This window comes from Bacillus thuringiensis (assembly GCF_001182785.1).
GTDB lineage: Bacteria > Bacillota > Bacilli > Bacillales > Bacillaceae_G > Bacillus_A > Bacillus_A thuringiensis_S.
This window is the reverse complement of the sequence record NZ_CP012099.1, coordinates 4,990,933-5,009,035: the sequence shown is the minus strand read 5'-3', so window position 1 is coordinate 5,009,035 and position 18,103 is coordinate 4,990,933. Positions and strand designations below refer to the sequence as shown.

Here is an 18,103-nt window from a genome sequence, read left to right as displayed (position 1 = left end):
TTGTTTAAAATTAAGCTTTCAGTACTTTAATTCCTTTTACAATGTTCCAGATGAAGTAGTATAAGCTGATGATTCCGCAAATAGCTAAGACAATCATTGATCCAATTCCAAGTGTTATATCTGCTTGGTCAGATCCCATGCCCATAATTCCTAAAATGACTACGCCGATAAATGTAGCGATACTTGGAATGATGTGTGTCCATAGAGCACGTTTTGCATGTGGCTTTGTTTCAGCGTCCCCCACAATCCAAACGATAATTGGGAATAAGATAGGGGCAAATAGTACACTAAAGTACGATAAAGCAGCTAATATTTTGTTTCCATTCATATATATCACCTCATAAATAATGTCCGTTGTTATACTATTATTATGCAATAATTTTTGCAAGCTTTCTATCGATGAACATTACAGGAACATGACGATTTTGTAAGATTTTTTTGTTAAATGATAAAATTTTCAAAAAAATCTTTTTTAATGGAAATTGTTATGGTACAGTATAAATGAAAGTTGTTGAAAACGTTTTCTTAAACGTTTTTTTATTTTAGGCTTAAAGGTATGATGACCTGATAGTCTATTGATGAGGTTATTCTATTTAAAAGGGGATTCTTTAGGGGGAGAGAACAATGAACACATGGACACAAGTTTATGATCCGTTCGGTAATATTTGGATTTCAGCAGCAGTCGCACTTATTCCGATTATCTTTTTTTTCTTAGCTTTAGCGATTTTTCGCATGAAGGGGTATGTGGCAGGATTTATTACAGTTGTACTTACAGTTTTAGTAGCGTTATTCGCTTATAAAATGCCTTTCACGATGGCAATGGCAGCAACCGGGTACGGTTTTTTGTACGGGTTATGGCCGATTGCTTGGATTATCATTATGTCGGTATTTTTATATAAAATTTCTGTGAAAACAGGTCAATTCGATGTGATTCGTGCATCGGTATTATCGATTACGAATGATCATCGTCTACTCGTTATTTTAATTGGATTTTCATTTGGAGCATTTTTAGAAGGAGCGGCAGGATTTGGAGCACCAGTAGCGATTACAGCAGCGCTTCTTGCGGGTCTTGGGTTAAATCCTTTATACGCAGCAGGTCTTTGTTTGATTGCAAATACTGCACCAGTGGCGTTCGGAGCGATGGGAATTCCGATTACAGTTGCTGGACAAGTGACAGGTATTGATCCACATAAAATTGGACAAATGGCTGGACATCAATTACCGTTCCTATCATTATTTGTTCCATTCTTCATCGTATTTTTAATGGATGGATTTAAAGGGATAAGACAAACGTGGCCTGCGTTACTTGTAGCGGGTAGTTCATTTGCGATTACGCAGTTCATTACAGCGACATTTTTAGGGCCAGAACTTCCGGATATTACATCGGCACTTGTAAGTTTAATTAGTTTAGCGCTGTTCTTAAAAGTTTGGCAGCCGAAAGAAATTTATCAATCCGGGCAAGCAAATAGTGAAGTAGCAGCAACAACGACAGCAGCATCGATGCCGAAATTAACGTTTGGAAAAGTAGTAAAAGCATGGTCTCCATTTATCGTATTAACGGTTATGGTAGTCATTTGGAGCCAAAGTTTCTTTAAGGCATTATTCGCTCCAGGAGGGGCTTTAGCAAGTCTTGTATTTAAGTTTGAAATTCCAGGTCTGCATAATCTAGTAATGAAAGCAGAACCAATTGTAAATAAACCAACGCCTTACGAGGCAATTCTGAAGTTCGATGTATTATCGGCAACTGGAACGGCGATTTTAATTGCTTGTATCATTTCCATGTTTATTTTGAAAATGAATGTAAAAGATGCAGTAGTGACATTTAAAGAAACGTTAAACGAATTAAAAATGCCAATTCTATCTATCGGATTCGTACTAGGATTTGCATTTATCGCAAACTATTCTGGTCTATCTTCTACGTTAGCGTTAGCATTAGCCGGAACTGGCGGACTATTCCCGTTCTTCTCACCATTCTTAGGCTGGATTGGCGTATTCCTAACAGGGTCTGATACGTCTGCGAATGCACTGTTCTCAAATTTACAAGCCATTACAGCGCAGCAAGTCGGCGTATCTGAAGTGCTTCTCGTTGCAGCAAATACAACAGGCGGTGTAACAGGGAAAATGATTTCCCCGCAGTCGATTGCGATCGCTTGTGCAGCAGTTGGTCTTGCTGGAAAAGAATCGGATTTGTTCCGTTTTACAGTGAAGCATAGTTTGTTCTTCGTAATTATTGTTGGTATTATGACTTATGTTCAGGCTTATTATTTAACGTGGATGATTCCATAAACAACAAAAGAAATAAACTTTTAATTTTCCAAATTATGGTGTATGATGGGAAAGTATTGAAAATTAAATCAGTGATAAACTAGGGGTGCCTAACGTATGCGTAGGCTGAGAGAGAAGCGCGTGAACTTCTTAACCCCTTTGGACCTAATCTGGCTCGTACCAGCGTAGGGAAGTTAACGGCTTTACATAATGATGTCTTTATGAGCCAGGTCCTTATTTTTTTATGGACCTGGCTCTTTTTATGGAAGATGCGCAAATTGGGAATACCGACAGTAGTGGATAGGGTTGTTCAACAAGCAATCAGTCAAGTGCTTGGTTCAATATTTGAAAAACAATTTAGCGAATCTAGTTACGGCTTTAGACAAGGGCTCTTTTATGTTTGTATTTCGGAACTTCATCATATTTCTTTAAATAATAAGCACGGTAAGTAGCTTCACGAAGTTGTACAGAGTTGGCAGCTTCAACCATGTAATAACGAAGATACTGGTTTCCCGTTCGTGTCATGGGTGTTCGTTCCGATTCAAAGTTTCCAGATTGCGATTTTTTCTAGTAAAGACCGGTGTATTTGGCCAATTGTGCTTCGTTCTCAAAGCGTTCAATTTGTCCAACTTCTGCAATGATTCCCGCGGCGTATACGACTCCAATGCCTGGAACACTTGTTAAATATCTCGCTTCTGGAATGGCTTAGAATAAAGCAGTAATGCTTTTTTCTATCTCTTTGATTTGTTTTTTCAATGTTTGAATCAATCGTGCATAAGTGGCTAATACAACGTCCACAGAGTCTTGAACGACCTTACCTAGTCGGTAGGAGTCACGTATGGCTTTCTTGATGGTTTTCGCTAAATCTTCTGGGTCGCTAAAGCGTCCTTTCCCCTTTTTCTGAAGAAGAGTAGCGAGTGCTTCTAGATCCATTTCTGCGATTTCATCCAACGAAAGGGAAACTGAGAGTATTTCCATCATCGTCGCACCAAAAACAGAGGTATTTAACTCTTTCGATAACGTATTACATTTGTAGTAAAGGTTCTTCAGAAAGTGTTGCTTACATTCTGTTTGCTGGTGAACGAGTTGATATCTAGATCGTGTTAAACGTTGAAGGGCAACGTATTTTTCCTCCTTGATAAGAAACTTATTATACCGTCCGATTCGTAAAAAATTGGCAATACGGAAAGCATCTATTTTATCGGTCTTATCTTCTTCAAAGAGTTTTTTATACCGATGGATGGCTTTTGGATTTTGTACGACCACTTCCACGTCTAAAGCCCTCAAATCCTTATCTTCCGTTAGGAACATGGAAGGATGGAAACTATAGACGGAAGTAGATTCCATACCAATGACAATTTTTTTATAGTTGTACAACTGATGAAAATGGAGAACATCCTCCTTAATGGCGTTGGCACCATTCACATCGTTTGAAAGACAAATTTCTTTCAAAACAGTGTCATGACTGTCAAGAAAACATACATCAAGTTTTTCAGAGCTTACATCAATAGCTACGAATAATCTCAAAGAAAGGACCTCCTTTCTTTGAATAGTATTTGGAATGAGCTTGGATACTGTGGGATCTCCCTAGAGTCCAAAACATAGCCACAACCTCGCGTATGAGTATTCAATGATTGCCTTCATCTAAGCTGCCCTCCCCACTATGAGAGGTAAGTGAAGGAAAACGATACAGCTTGTGCGTATGCAGTGCATTTTGGTCTGGGTCACAGTCTTTTAACGTGGTCGAACTACAGGAGGAGTAAGCATATTCCCGATGGGTCCATTTCCGTACTTCCATTATCTGGGGAAATCCCCCAGTATCCAAGACTAAATTTTACCCATACATCATTTTTTTGATGTAGCTCTTGAAGATAAAAACTATTTAATTTTCAAGGAACAGTTATTAACTTAAAACTTATTATACGAGGAGGGTGTATCATGAAAAAAATATGCTTTGTATTAATTGTCGATGCTGGTATAAATTATGGTTCAATATTTTCTCTACCATTTTTAAGGAATCAGGATGATTTGAAGGAATATTTTTCTAAGTATTATGATGTTTCAATTAATTATATTAGAGATAAAAACTCAGTTGACTATTTGGTAGTTCCCAAACCGTGTCCAGCTTTCGATAATGAAAATAATCTTCCAATAATTGAAGTACCAGCAATCTTATTTATGGAAAAGAATTTTGAAAAAATAAAGACTTATATAGACAATTATTTTTCTAATAACTCATAAAGAAAATAAAAGTACAGTAAAAAGAAGTCCGATAAAAAACGAGTGGTGTAGAATATTTCTATTAATCATTCGTTTTTTATTATATTTACATATATTTTTTAAAAGAGGATTATAGACGTTCTGAAAAAAATTAATTATAACAAGAACGGTGTTCGTGCTACTATCTACGGTTATTTTTTGTACTAAGTCCCCCTTTAACTAACAAGATAACAAAAAATTAACATATTAAGGAAATAATGTTACGATAAATGTAAGAGATTTCTCTTTGAGTTTTAGCTCTGAATAATAAAGATAGTTAAATCACTAAATGGAGGAGCAGGTCAATTTTGTTCCTTGTATAGTAAATTGTTACCTATCTCTATTGCAGGTTGTATGGCAGGTAACAGTAGCAGTTGTAGCGAAATGCAGCAGAGACAAAGGCTCTTTGTCAAACGGGACTGATGAATGTATTTAGCAAGTAAAAAATGGTTCTTTCCGGAGTTAGTTGAAAAGTCTCATTCTCTCCAAAAGTAGAATCTTTGTCCGCAATGTGGAGAATTTGTATCGACCATACATGATTCTTTTAATAAGCTTTAACTTGTTTATGCTCCCTTCGGCAAGACCATTATTATTCTCATAAGTTACCGCATTTCTGACAGCTTCAATATCCCGGGCTAATCCATTCGTAAAGCTCTTAAACTCTTGTATATTAGTATTCTTAATTTTTTTAATACAATGGTCGAGATTCTCAACACTCTTTGTGGTGAAGATGTTTTTAAACTCCCATGTTAAGTTATAAACTATTTTTACAATAGGGTGTTCTTCGTAATTATTGTTGGTATTATGACGTATGTGCAGGCATATTATTTAACGTGGATGATTCCATAAACAACAAAAGAAATAAACTTTGCATTTTTCAGATTATCGTGTATGATGGGAAAGTATTGAAAATTAAATCAGTGATAAACTAGGGGTGCCTAACGTATGCGTAGGCTGAGAGAGAAGCGCGTGAACTTCTTAACCCTTTGGACCTGATCTGGCTCGTACCAGCGTAGGGAAGTTAACGGCTTTACATAATGATGTCTTTATGAGCCAGGTCCTTATTTTTTTATGGACCTGGCTCTTTTTATTTTGGCATGCGCTGGCCATATCTCGTCCTTGTCACGAACAGGGGGGCAACAAAATTTATGAAACAATCTGTTTCAGCTGAGCAAATTGAATTGAAATCGAGTTTACCAGGGAGTAAAAAAGTATATGTGAATGGACCACGAGAAGGTATGAAAGTGCCGATGCGTGAGATTGAACAAAGCGAAACGAATGGCGTTCCAAATCCGCCAATCCGTGTGTATGATACGAGCGGTCCTTATACAGATCCTGCGTATAAGGTCGAGTTGGAAAAAGGTATTCCAACACCGCGCCACTCTTGGATTATGGGGCGTGGTGATGTAGAAGCATACGAAGGGCGCGAAGTGAAACCAGAGGATGACGGTGTGAAAGTGGCTTCGAAGCATACATCTGTTTTCCCGCAAATGGATCGCCAGCCGCTTAGAGCGAAGCAAGGTGCAAACGTTACGCAAATGCACTATGCACGTAATGGCATTATTACGTCTGAGATGGAATATGTTGCGATTCGTGAAGGTGTAGAGCCGGAGTTTGTTCGTAAGGAAATCGCGGAAGGCCGTGCCATTTTACCAGCGAATATTAACCATCCGGAAGCAGAGCCGATGATTATTGGGCGTAACTTCCACGTGAAGGTCAATGCAAATATCGGAAACTCTGCTGTATCTTCTTCTATTGCAGAAGAAGTAGAGAAGATGACGTGGGCAACGCGCTGGGGTGCGGATACGATTATGGATTTATCTACAGGTAAAAACATTCATACGACGCGTGAGTGGATTATTCGTAACGCGCCTGTACCAGTTGGGACTGTACCGATCTATCAAGCGCTGGAAAAAGTAAACGGAATTGCAGAAGATTTAACGTGGGAAGTATATCGTGATACGTTAATTGAGCAAGCTGAGCAAGGCGTGGATTACTTTACGATTCACGCTGGTGTATTGCTTCGTTACATTCCAATCACGGCAAAGCGTACGACAGGTATCGTTTCACGTGGTGGTTCGATTATGGCACAGTGGTGTTTATTCCACCATAAAGAAAACTTCCTATACACTCATTTTGAAGAGATTTGTGAAATTATGAAGCAGTATGATGTTTCGTTCTCTCTCGGAGATGGATTACGTCCAGGTTCGATTGCAGATGCAAATGACGAAGCACAGTTTTCTGAGCTTGAAACACTTGGTGAATTAACCAAAATTGCTTGGAAACATGATGTGCAAGTTATGATCGAAGGACCTGGACACGTACCGATGCACTTAATTAAAGAGAATATGGAGAAAGAACTTGATATTTGTCAGGGCGCGCCGTTTTACACACTTGGGCCACTAACGACAGATATTGCACCAGGTTATGACCATATTACATCGGCAATTGGAGCTGCGATGATCGGTTGGTTTGGAACGGCGATGCTTTGTTATGTAACGCCGAAAGAACATTTAGGTTTACCGAATAAAGATGATGTACGCACGGGTGTTATTACGTACAAAATTGCAGCGCATGCGGCTGATCTTGCAAAAGGGCATAAAACGGCTCATCAGCGTGATGATGCACTTTCAAAAGCACGTTTCGAATTTCGTTGGCGCGATCAATTTAATTTATCTTTAGATCCTGAACGTGCGATGGAATATCACGATGAAACATTGCCAGCAGAAGGTGCGAAAACGGCTCATTTCTGCTCCATGTGTGGACCGAAGTTTTGTAGTATGAGAATTTCACATGATATTCGTGAATATGCGAAAGAAAATGATTTAGAAACGACAGAAGCAATTGAAAAAGGGATGAAAGAGAAAGCGAAAGAATTTAAAGACACTGGTAGTCATTTATACCAATAACACGTTACACCTCTTTACTTGATTGATCACACTGTAGTACCTAACTTAAATATAGAAGAAGCCCGCTTTGCTAAGACGGTAGCAAAGCGGGCTTCTGTCGTTTATCCCGCTATTTGTGGGCAGTAAGACCCCCCCTCAAAATTCAGCGGAAGCAAAGAAGTTAGGTCGGGGTCGGGCTGCCCGTAAAAGCCCGATTGGTTTAACTAATAATCAGTGGGGGATGAACAAAACCCGCACTGATTAAAGTTTCACTTTATAAGGCGAAGAAGAGGTGTACCCAGTAGTATAAGAGGAATAATGTGACGACTGTTGTGAGAGGAATAACGATAAGGGATACACTTAAATAGTCTTTCCATTTTACTTTAATTTTGTTTTGTTTCAGAATATACATCCAAATGAGTGAAGCGAGTGTACCAATTGGTAGTAATAGTGAACCGATGTCACTACCAATAATGTTTGCGAGGTAGATAGTTTTTAATGTGACTGGGTCTAGTCCCATTTCTGTTAATGTGATTGTACCAATCATAAGTGCAGGATGGTTATTGAAGACGTTAGAGAGGAGGGAGACGAGTCCACCCATTGCAAAGCTAGCATAGAGTAGATGTTGACTTACAACTGGTTCAAGCCAATTTACAAGCGCCGCTGTTAATCCTGCGTTGTGAAGCCCGTAAATAATGACGTACATAGAGAAAGCGAAAATTAAAATGTGCCACGGTGTCTTTTTCAAAATATCGACAGGGTTTGTTCGTAAGTAGTACCATCTCCAGATGAGAAGAACGAGTGAACCGAGTACAGCAACAATTTCGATTGGAATCGATAAGAAGGATGCAACGAATAAAAGGCAGCGCATAAGGAAGACGAAACCTAATACTTTTAACATGAATCTTGTACGCTTTTGTTTCGTATCAACAGAATTATTTCCTTTTAGTGGATGGAAGTTTTTCGTGAAGAAAATTTCTTCAATATCATATGAAGAAACAGGTAATTTTTTCGGAAGTTTTTTCTTTAAAACTGTATACATAAGCCATGACATAAATAATAAGCCTAATGTTGCAGGTACAAACATCATAGCAGTATGCATATAAAGAGTCATATGGACGATGTTTAATGCGATTAAATTTACGATATTACTTACACCAATTGGTGCACTAGATGCCGTAGCGATTAAAGCGCCACTTAATAAATAAGGAATTTGCTGATGAGGTTTTAATTGAAGATTTTTTAGAAGAAGAATTAAAATTGGAGTTGTAATTAAAATACTACCGTCGTTATTAAATAAAAGAGTCATAAGAAAACATAGTAATTGAATATACCAGTATAAACGGTGACCAGAACCCTTTGCTAAATTTGCTAGTTTTGCTGCGGACCAATGGAAGAAGCCGAAGCTTTCTAATATAACGGCCATAACGATGGTCGCTAATATTGTTATGGAGGCACCGCCAATTTTACTTATAATGTCCATGACGTCTGGTTTTGACACAAGTCCAGTAATCAGGATAATGCCAGCACCAATTGCTGCTGGCCACGCCTCATTTAAACCACGAGGCCGCCAAAAGATAACAATCATCGTTAAGAAGAATACAATAATAGTAATCCATATTTCAATGCTCATATTTTGCCTACCTTTCTATTTCCCCTTGAACAGATGTAGCTTGTCTCAAGTTTATATTGGTAGTATATTCAGCAAAAAATAAGAAGAACTAGACGTATAACGAGATGAAGCGAATATGTGTTTTTCAAGCTAAAGGACAAGTGTCACTAGTAGTGAAATAACTATTGTGATAGGAGTCTATAAATTGATTGGGTGGTAAGGTAGTAAATGAGACTTATATCGGTGTAACTGAAAATATATCAGCGATTATTAAAATATATCGATTTACCGACAAAACATGAAAAAGGAGTCTATCCCAAAATACCTTTTGGAACAGACTCCAAGGCTATATTATTTTTCCTTCAAAAAAGTACGATCCTTCAAGAATAAATTCCAGAAGAAAATAAATCCTGGTAATAAAATTGCAATCCCAATTGCGTATAGAATGAGAAGTGCATAGAACGTTTCTGTCGTTGTAAAGCTTGTAAATACAGTTACGTCAGGATAAATAATATACGGTAAATGCGCGACGCCGTAAGCGTAGCTTGCAAATGCATATTGAGCGACGACAGCTAAAACGGCAATGCGAGGGTATCCTAGTGTATTGTACTTTTTGTTTGTCCACCAAAGGGACGAGTATCCGATAACGAATAAAACAATAGAAACTGTAAACCACGGGAATTGCTTTATTAATCCTTGCATAAGCCAATGTGTTTCTGGATCCATTACAACGAGGGCAATGATCGCCGTAACGAGCGTTGCAGGACCAAGGATGATGGCATTTCTTCTATAAATTCTATACGTATCTTCTGAACTTTGTTCTCTCGCAAAATCAGCGAGAAAGAGAGAGGAGAGAAATAGTTCAGACGTTATTCCGAAGAGCATATAGCAATAGATAACCGGGCTAGAAAGAAGTTTTCCATACAGGAGTACTTCTTTCCCTTCAGACATTGTAATATAGGCTCCCTCTGTAACGGGTAAAACGGTAATTAATAGTGCTGGAATTAAGAGACCAGTAATACCTGAAATAACCCGAAGAAGGTACTGATATTTCGGCAAGGAGTAAGCAAACACCATAAATGTACTACGTACTGCAACGAGCACTAAAATTAACATAACTGGTACGAACATTACTGTCGCAAGGGTAAAGGCCGCTTTCGGAAAGAAGCCGAGAAATGCGACAACGACGAAAACAAGAAACGTATTTGTTACTTCCCAAGTAGGTGATAAGTACCGATTCGCAAGTTTGGCAGCGAGCGTTGGATGTTTTGCGTATACCATGCCCCAAAAACCAGCGCCAAAATCGATGGACCCTAATATACTGTATACGAAAATAAGGGCCCATAAGATGATGATTGCAATACTTTCCTCATGCATGAGAATCGCCTCCTTGGTGTTGTAAATCATTCTTTAATGGATGTCTTCTAAAGAATGTCCGTAGAACAAAGACTGTTAAAATAGCGAGTCCAATATATAAAATGATGAACAAAATAAATAAAGGACCGACGAAATCAGCGCGTGTAGATGCATCGACGGTACGCTGCATACCATAAATTGTCCATGGTTGACGACCGCTACAACTGAAAATCCATCCGAATTCAATACCGAGCATCATAATTGGTCCGCATGCGGCAGCCCCCCAAAGTAGCCACTTCGGTAGTTCTGTTCCCTTTTTTCGGTAAACGAAGTACCAATATAAGAGCGCAATTGCTGCAACTGCAAAGGTAAACGCAGCAGTGCCGACCATTAAGTTGAACAGTGTATGTGTATAAAATGGTGGCCATGTTTCTTGTGGGAATTCCTTTAAACCTTTTACGACAGTGTTAGGGTCTAGTCCCACTAATAAGCTAAGCATGTTTGGAATTTCAAGTGCATAGTTTAGTTCAAGTGTATTAGGATCCACAACTCCGCCAATGGATAGCGGTGCGTGTGATGTCGTTTCAAATAAAGCTTCAGCAGATGCAAGTTTTTCAGGTGAGTGTTTATGTAAGGCAATCGCTGATTCATGTCCTGAAAGCCACATCGTAGCGCCTGTAATAAATGTAACGACAAGCCCTAATAGTAGCCCTTTTTTATGATAAGCAATTTCACGTGTACTTAAATTTTTCTTCAATAATTTAAATCCAGCGATAGAAGCAATGACAGCCGCACCAGTTGCATAAGCCGTAATAACGACATGGAATGCACTTGTGCCAAAACTCGGATTAAAGAAAGCTTTCCACGGATCAACGTTAAAAACAGATCCATCTGGATTCATTGAAAAGCCTGCCGGTGTATTCATCCATGTATTTGCTGATGTAATGAGCACGGCGGATGCCGTGGCACCAAGCATGACGAAAAATAGCGAGATTAATCTCATAAATGGAGGAAGTTTATCAGCTGCATATACGTAAATCGACATGAATAAAGCCTCCAAAAAGAAGGCGAAAATCTCAATTTGGAAGGGAACAGAAATAACTTGCCCGACAATTTTGGCAAAACCAGGCCAAAGAAGTGAGATTTGTACACCAACAATTGTTCCAGTTGGAATTGCTACACCGAGAAGAATAGCAAACGCCTTTGTCCATCTTTTCGCCATAATGGCATAGTCGGAGTCTTTCTTCCAGTGATAGAGTACTTCGCTTATAAAAATCATCAATGAAAGTCCGACACCAAGTGTTGCAAAGATAATGTGGAATGCTAATGAAGAACCAAAAAATGCTCTTGCTAATGTTACCGTATCCATATGTAAACTCCTCTTCTTTTTTGCCATTATTTTCTGATTGAATTGGAAGATTTATTCAAAAAAACTACCAAAAATATATATGTATTTAAAAAGTGAATATGATAATATAATGTTGTAATATTTTGAATAGAAAGAAATGAATAGTTGCTCATGTTTTGTTTGTTTTTTGCGCAGGAATATTTTATAATCTTTTATGCGAACATAAGTTCTGTTTTCGGAATGAAGAAGTTTATGTGAAATGGAGAGGGTGTTTTATGTATCCTGAAGTCATTAAAAAGATGGCATTTTCAAAAGAGCATAGAGATTTATTATTGAAGCTATATAATAAAGAGATTACACGTCGTGAATATGATCGACTTGTACAATCGCTATATAAACCTTCTAAAGAGGTTTGCGGGGGATAGAAATGTGGGAGACAATCTAATAGATTGTCTTTTTTAAATTTATGTATGTTCTGATAAAATTAAGGTTAGCCTTACTAGGGAGGTGAAAAGATTGCGGAAACGTTTATATATAGGGATTGGAGTTATCTTCTTAATCGCTTTAGGTGGAATTGTATTTTGGTCAGCTTTACAAGGAAACCGTACAGAAAATTTTATTTTAAGACATATGGTGAATGAAAATGGAACGCTTGCCACGTATCGTTTAGTAGATACTAAGGCAGGTACGGGTGAAGCAAAGGGACGTGAAGCTTTATCAGAATCGGCGGGATTATGGTTACAATATACACTTGATAAAGATGACCAGGCGTTATTTGATGAGCAAGTAAAGGTTATTCAAGATAATTTCGTATATAAGAATCATATCGTTTTATGGAAACTCTCTGAAAAGGGAGAGAGACAGTCAGCTACAAATGCACTTATAGATGATCTTCGTATTATAGAACAATTATATCGTTCTTATGAAATGTATAAGGAAGAGCGTTATAAAAACCTTGCTGATCAATTAAGTGATGCTGTACTTCGTTATAATAAAAAAGATAATTATTATGTTGATTATTATGATGCAGATGCAGGGAAACAAAATAATTTTGTAACAACATCATACATAAATCCGCGTGCATTCTCCTATATGAAGAAGTACGGCAAAGTTTCTGCTCAGCAATATCAGGAAGTCGTTCAATTTTTAGCGGATTATCCAAGGCATGGCTGGGCATTCCCAAAAGAGTATAAAGAAGATGGTACATTTACGTACGATAAAGAAGTGAATCTTATTGACCAATCATACGTTGCATATCATCGGAGTTTAGGAGGTCTTTCATCAGATGCTTATTTGGAATTTATAAAGAAGAAGTTCCAAGAGGATGGAAAGCTATACGGTCGTTACAATTTAGAAACGGGAAAACAAACTGTGAATTATGAATCGCCGGCCGCGTACGGATTAACGATTTTGTACGTACTACAAACAGGTGATACAAAGTTTGCGAAGGAATTGTATGATCATATGTCCACATTCCGAAATGACAACGTATTTAGTAGATATTACGGTGGATATGTAACAGGTGAAAATAATAATACGCATATTTTTGATAATGTACTACCACTTTTAGCTGAAATGGAATTAAAAAAGAGTGAATAATAAAAGGTGCCACCATATGAGGGTGGCACCTTTTATTATTCATATAATTTTACGTCCTAATATTAGAAAAGTAGTCAATCACGAATTCACGGAATTGCTGAGCTGTTTTTGATAAGTAACGTTTTTTGGACCAACTTAATCCGATGGTTCGCTGACAATTGGGTTCAATAATACGCAACTTGCTTGATGCTAAAGTAGAGTTTTTTAATAAAGTTAAACTTGGAACAAAAGCGATGCCGAGCCCTTGCTTAATGAGGTCGCTAATCACTGTCGGTTCATCTACTTCAAAAGCAATATGCGGAGTGAAACCAGCTTCTTTACAAAATTCATCCGTTAAGTGCCGAAATCCATAGCCAGTATTCATACTAATAAACGGTTCGTCTTTTACTTCATGCAGGTGGATGTTTTCTCGGCCGGATAAACGGTGGCCTGAAGGGACGACTAAGAAAATTTCTTCTGTAATAAGTGGTTCCCAAACAATCTCCTCACCTGCAATTGGCACAGAGGAGATACAAAAGTCAATTTCTATATTATCTAGTTGTCGTTTCATAGAAGGAGTAGATGCAAGAAATTGTTGGAATCTAACGTTAGGATGTTCTAGTAAAAAAGAGCCAAGTAGTTCCGGTAATATTCTTGGAATAGAAACGGCCAGTGTAATAGAGCTTTGTTGTAATTCGGCTAAATCTTTAATTTCTCGTTCCCCTTCACTTAATTCATGAAAAATACGTTCTACCCGTTTTAAAAATACTTTTCCGAAAGAATTTAAAGTAATCTGTCGGCCTTGGCGATCAAATAAAGGGACACCTAAATCCTTTTCAAGTCTAGCAATTGTTTTGCTGAGTGAAGGTTGCGCGATATGCAATTCTTCAGCTGCCTTTGTCATATGTTCTAGTCGTGCGACTGTCTGAAAGTATTTTAACTGGAGCAGTTCCATTTCGAATCCCCTTTCTATAGACCAAAAGGAATGAATTGATAATTAAAGATGTATTATACAGTATGGAAAGTGACGTGTATAGTAAATCTGTTAAACCATTCTAATGGTGTTAAATTCGGAGAAGGAGTATGTTTCATGAAGGGAATTAAACTTATATTTAAAGATTGGAAAGCGATGTGGCACCATAAACATGGACGTATCGCTTTAATTTTTTTGTTAATCGTTCCGTTAATTTATTCAGGATTCTTTTTAGCTGGATATTGGGATCCGTACGGAAAATTAGATAAATTACCTGTTGCGGTTGTGAATTTAGATAAGGGTGCTGCGATGGATGAAAAAACAATTCATGCAGGAGACGATTTTGTTAAAAATTTAAAAGAGAATAAGGAACTGGCTTTTCATTTCGTATCAGAAAAAAATGCAGATGAAGGGTTAAAAGAAGATAAATATTATATGGTTGTTACGATTCCGGAAGATTTCTCTAAAAAGGTAAGTACACTTATGGATGAGAAACCAGAGCCGGCAAAGTTGCAGTACAAAGTAAATCCAGGTAAAAACTTTGTAGCAGCTCAAATTGGAACGACAGCTGTTGAAAATATGAAAACAAAAATCTCAAACAGTATTACGAAATCTTATACAGAAGGTGTCTTTTCAAAGTTTCAAGATTTGGCACAAGGATTGAGTGATGCAAGTAATGGTGCTGGGAAGTTACATGAAGGAACGACCGATGCAAAAAATGGAGCGAATCAGCTTGCGGATGGTATTGATCGTTTAAGTGATGGGACATCGAAATTGAAAGAAGGGACTGAAAAGCTTGCATCCAGTCAATCTGCTTTAACCGGGGGAGCAAATGAGCTGAGTCAAGGAGCGACATCACTTCATAGTGGTATGGAGTTATTAGCACAAGGTGAAAAAACGTTACAATCAGGAGTTAGTGAATTAAGTGCTGGTACAAATGAATGGGTGAATGGAAATGAAAAACTTGCTGAAGGGCAAGCGAAAGCGGACAATGCGGCAAATAATGTGAAACAACAATTAGAAGAGTACGTGAAAAATCATCCAGAAGTGCAGCAAGATCCCGCTTTTCAAAAAATTGTTGCTACGTCTGATGGACTAGCTAAAGCAACAAGTACTTTAAATAATAGCCAACAACAATTGACACAAGGTGCGAAGAAGCTTACTGACGGTCAACATAAGATTGAAGAAGGCATGAATACATTCGGAGTTAAGTTAAATGAAGCTACTGCTGGAACGCAAAAGATAGCAGATGGTGCATCGAATTTGGCTGATGGATTTACGAAGTGGGGAAATGGATTTACATCATTGCAAGAAGGTGTAAATCAGCTTGCAAGTGGTGGAACGGAGCTGAATAACGGTGCTAGTAAATTAACAAATGGACTTGTTAAACTTGATGATGGTGCGAAAGAACTTTCTACGAAATTGGGAGAAGGCGCAGAGAAGATAGCGGATGTTCGTAATGATGATGCACGTAATACGATGTTCTCAGAGCCAGTTCAGTTAGTGAAGTCAACAGTTTCTGACGTTCCTAACTACGGTTCAGGCATTGCGCCGTATTTCTTATCACTTGCATTTTATGTTGGCGGAATTATGGCATCGAATATTTTACCGCTTGGCCGCAGACAAAATATGAAGGTAAGCGGAACGGTACATTTTATTAATAAACTAGGATTGGTATATTTAATTGGACTTATTCAAGCGCTACTCGTAGATGTAGTTGTGCTAGGTGTTATGAAATTAGAAGTCGCAAGTGTGCCACTCTTTGTTTTATCAAGTATTGTTATTTCCTTTACGTTCATGACATTTATTCTTATGTTAGTAACAGTATTTGGCCTCGTTGGAAAGTTCTTAGCAGTAACGCTTCTTGTCTTGCAACTAGCGACAAGCGGGGGGACTTTCCCAGGAGAATTAAACATAGCTGTTCTTAGCAAAATTGGACAGTTTCTCCCAATGTCTCATTCTCTTAGAGGATTACAAGATGTTATTTCTTTAGGAGATTGGTCGCAATTACAAATGCAAATTTTAATATTGTTATGTTATCTCGTTGTTGCCGGTGGAATTGCTTGGATCACGAGCCATATACAGCATAGAGAAACGAATGTAGAACAAGTTTCTTAAAATGAAATAAGCTATCCGATTTTTTCGGATAGCTTATTTTTTATTTACGTTCCATTACTGCAAAGTAATTATTTTCATTATCAGCAAAGTTGAATGCTCTACCAGTAGGTAAATCTACAACCTGTCCAACTGTGACATTTTTCTCAGAAAGATCTTTATATAGACGGTCTAAGTCATTTGAGAAGAACATAAGTGAAGGCGTATTAAGGTTTAGTTCAGGTTGCATCTTCGCGATTAACGCTTTATCGTGAAGGACGATACTTGTTCCTGCTTCTTTCGCCGGTGCAATTTCAATCCAGCGGAATCCGTTTCCGTTATTTTCTTCCGCAATGATTTGGAACCCTACTTTTTCTGTCCAAAATTGTACTGTTTCGTCTTGGTTATTTACATATAGCATAATTTGTCCAACTTGATTAATCATAGGTGTCTCTCGCTTTCTTTTTTATATGCATATTATTATATCAAATATATGGTTTGAATAGTTTTTTATGATTTTTTCGGAATACAACCTTCGTCCATTCCATCTTTGTTGTAGGAGAAGGACCTGTAATCCAAGTATGAAATGGTATTGTGCTACAAATGACCATTGTTGAAATAGAGATAATGGCCGTTAACACAAATAGTAATAGGGTATATAATATAGTATTTTCTTGCAGCGTGAATAAGGAAAGAAGTTTTGTGCATAGTTGCAAGAAGAATAAATGAGCTAAATAAGCACCATACGTGTAATTTCCAATGAAACGTAACGTTTTATATAAGAAACCACGACGCTGTACTATCATAATAGATAACACATACAGTATGATAATTTCGCATACTATATATAAAAACATAGATGGTTTTAAATAGGTAGAAACGGTTAAATGAATAGAGTTTGCTCCGTAAAAACTAAACAACTCATAATTGATGAATAAAAATAAGATGAAAAATAATATTGTTATAAGCGGGATATGTTTCATGACGAATAGCCGCCAAGTTTTTAGTGCTACAGCGGCAATGCCGCCCATAACGAAATAGAATGAGTAGAATAGAAATGATCGATCTGTATAATGTAAAATTGTTGAACTTGTTAATTTTTCTCCATTAAAAATATAGTGAGAAGAGAACCACATTAATAGAAAATATAGGCAAGCGAAAAAGGTCATATATTTATATATGTCTTTTTTATTTTCTGTTCGTTTTTGAAACCAATAAAAAAGTGTGCATAGTAAAGGGAACAATAAGTGAATTTGGAACATCATAATAACGTACCAAAGATGGGGCGCGGCTGTTCCGAGTAATAAACTTTTTATTCCACTTTGTAACGTAATAAGATCGTTTGTTGTTAATAAGTAAAGAATAGACCAAAAGAAATAAGGAATGAGTAAGTGTGTCGCTTTTTCAGAAATATATTCTTTATATACTAATTGCTTCGTATAGTGACGAATTAAGTGAAATCCAACGATAAATATGAATGCTGGTGCTGAGAATTTTGCAAGATTAAATAGCATGCCCATAATGAGGGATTGCTCAAGTAAGACATTTCCTTGATTCATTGTATATAATAAGGAACTTTGCAAAACGACAGCGAGAAATGCAATGCTTTGCAAAACTTTAAATTCAGGTGCGCTTTGTGTCATCGTGTCCATCTCCTTTTCCATACATGATTATAGTACGGAGAATGGATAATGGATGTGGAATATTTGTGAAGATTTTAACAAATTTGT

At 37.5% G+C, this 18,103-nt stretch carries 15 protein-coding genes, 2 pseudogenes and 2 riboswitches; of the genes and pseudogenes, 7 read left to right on the top strand and 10 right to left on the bottom strand.

Going from position 1 to position 18,103, the window contains the following annotated elements; genetic code table 11:
- Positions 1-10: 10 nt before the first annotated feature.
- Positions 11-328, bottom strand: coding sequence for a magnetosome magnetite crystal formation protein family (locus AC241_RS25935; RefSeq protein WP_016079707.1), 318 nt, complete (start codon positions 326-328; stop codon positions 11-13).
- Positions 329-624: 296 nt separating this feature from the next.
- Between AC241_RS25935 and lldP the strand changes: the two genes are divergently transcribed.
- Positions 625-2,286 carry an L-lactate permease gene (gene lldP / locus AC241_RS25930; RefSeq protein ID WP_016079708.1) on the top strand — a complete coding sequence of 554 codons (1,662 nt, stop codon included), beginning with the start codon at positions 625-627 and terminating at the stop codon, positions 2,284-2,286.
- A 71-nt stretch (positions 2,287-2,357) separates the two neighbouring features.
- A riboswitch (TPP riboswitch) is annotated at positions 2,358-2,474 on the top strand.
- A 169-nt stretch (positions 2,475-2,643) separates the two neighbouring features.
- On the opposite strand, the pseudogene AC241_RS36055 reads toward lldP, so the two are convergent.
- Together AC241_RS36055 and AC241_RS25920 are read right to left on the bottom strand one after the other, a co-directional pair.
- Positions 2,644-2,967, bottom strand: a pseudogene (locus AC241_RS36055) (transposase).
- Between the two features lie 3 nt (positions 2,968-2,970).
- Positions 2,971-3,792 (bottom strand): IS110 family transposase, encoded by an 822-nt coding sequence (locus tag AC241_RS25920; RefSeq protein WP_413541759.1) that lies wholly within the window; start codon positions 3,790-3,792, stop codon positions 2,971-2,973.
- Positions 3,793-4,203: 411 nt separating this feature from the next.
- On the opposite strand from AC241_RS25920, the gene AC241_RS25915 reads away from it, so the two are divergent.
- The gene (locus tag AC241_RS25915; RefSeq protein WP_000717611.1) at positions 4,204-4,506 is read left to right on the top strand and encodes a hypothetical protein; all 303 of its coding nucleotides are present in this window, start codon (positions 4,204-4,206) and stop codon (positions 4,504-4,506) included.
- Between the two features lie 480 nt (positions 4,507-4,986).
- Here the strand turns inward: AC241_RS25915 and AC241_RS33420 are convergent, their stop codons facing one another.
- Positions 4,987-5,256, bottom strand: coding sequence for a transposase (locus AC241_RS33420; protein WP_230690617.1), 270 nt, complete (start codon positions 5,254-5,256; stop codon positions 4,987-4,989).
- Positions 5,257-5,301: 45 nt separating this feature from the next.
- Here AC241_RS33420 and AC241_RS36050 point away from each other — a divergent pair.
- Together AC241_RS36050 and thiC are read left to right on the top strand one after the other, a co-directional pair.
- Positions 5,302-5,373, top strand: a pseudogene (locus AC241_RS36050) (L-lactate permease); the annotation flags it as partial.
- A gap of 71 nt (positions 5,374-5,444) precedes the next feature.
- Positions 5,445-5,560, top strand: a riboswitch (TPP riboswitch).
- A 112-nt stretch (positions 5,561-5,672) separates the two neighbouring features.
- Entirely contained in the window at positions 5,673-7,433 is a 1,761-nt protein-coding gene (thiC, locus tag AC241_RS25910; protein ID WP_016079709.1) for a phosphomethylpyrimidine synthase ThiC, read from the top strand.
- A 253-nt stretch (positions 7,434-7,686) separates the two neighbouring features.
- On the opposite strand, the gene AC241_RS25905 is transcribed toward thiC, so the two are convergent.
- From AC241_RS25905 to cydA, 3 genes are all read right to left on the bottom strand, one after another.
- Complete coding sequence (locus tag AC241_RS25905) at positions 7,687-9,045, bottom strand: arsenic transporter (protein ID WP_016079710.1); 1,359 nt, start codon at positions 9,043-9,045, stop codon at positions 7,687-7,689.
- A gap of 330 nt (positions 9,046-9,375) precedes the next feature.
- Complete coding sequence (locus AC241_RS25900) at positions 9,376-10,401, bottom strand: cytochrome d ubiquinol oxidase subunit II (protein WP_000544183.1); 1,026 nt, start codon at positions 10,399-10,401, stop codon at positions 9,376-9,378.
- Positions 10,394-11,749 carry a cytochrome ubiquinol oxidase subunit I gene (gene cydA, locus AC241_RS25895; RefSeq protein WP_016079711.1) on the bottom strand — a complete coding sequence of 452 codons (1,356 nt, stop codon included), beginning with the start codon at positions 11,747-11,749 and terminating at the stop codon, positions 10,394-10,396. Before cydA ends, AC241_RS25900 begins: the two co-directional genes overlap by 8 nt.
- A gap of 254 nt (positions 11,750-12,003) precedes the next feature.
- Here cydA and AC241_RS34920 point away from each other — a divergent pair, with 254 nt between their 5' ends.
- Together AC241_RS34920 and AC241_RS25885 are read left to right on the top strand one after the other, a co-directional pair.
- Positions 12,004-12,153 carry a hypothetical protein gene (locus tag AC241_RS34920; RefSeq protein WP_000283180.1) on the top strand — a complete coding sequence of 50 codons (150 nt, stop codon included), beginning with the start codon at positions 12,004-12,006 and terminating at the stop codon, positions 12,151-12,153.
- Positions 12,154-12,244: 91 nt separating this feature from the next.
- Positions 12,245-13,327, top strand: coding sequence for a hypothetical protein (locus tag AC241_RS25885; protein ID WP_048564243.1), 1,083 nt, complete (start codon positions 12,245-12,247; stop codon positions 13,325-13,327).
- Between the two features lie 49 nt (positions 13,328-13,376).
- Here AC241_RS25885 and AC241_RS25880 read toward each other — a convergent pair whose 3' ends face one another.
- Positions 13,377-14,261 (bottom strand): LysR family transcriptional regulator, encoded by an 885-nt coding sequence (locus AC241_RS25880; RefSeq protein WP_016079713.1) that lies wholly within the window; start codon positions 14,259-14,261, stop codon positions 13,377-13,379.
- Positions 14,262-14,396: 135 nt separating this feature from the next.
- Between AC241_RS25880 and AC241_RS25875 the strand changes: the two genes are divergently transcribed.
- Positions 14,397-16,397: a YhgE/Pip domain-containing protein gene (locus AC241_RS25875; RefSeq protein ID WP_050844726.1), complete on the top strand. Its 2,001-nt coding sequence runs from the start codon at positions 14,397-14,399 to the stop codon at positions 16,395-16,397.
- 40 nt (positions 16,398-16,437) lie between these two features.
- Here AC241_RS25875 and AC241_RS25870 read toward each other — a convergent pair whose 3' ends face one another.
- Entirely contained in the window at positions 16,438-16,818 is a 381-nt protein-coding gene (locus AC241_RS25870; protein WP_000610162.1) for a VOC family protein, read from the bottom strand.
- Positions 16,819-16,858: 40 nt separating this feature from the next.
- Positions 16,859-18,016 (bottom strand): acyltransferase, encoded by a 1,158-nt coding sequence (locus tag AC241_RS25865; protein ID WP_050844725.1) that lies wholly within the window; start codon positions 18,014-18,016, stop codon positions 16,859-16,861.
- Positions 18,017-18,103: the final 87 nt, after the last annotated feature.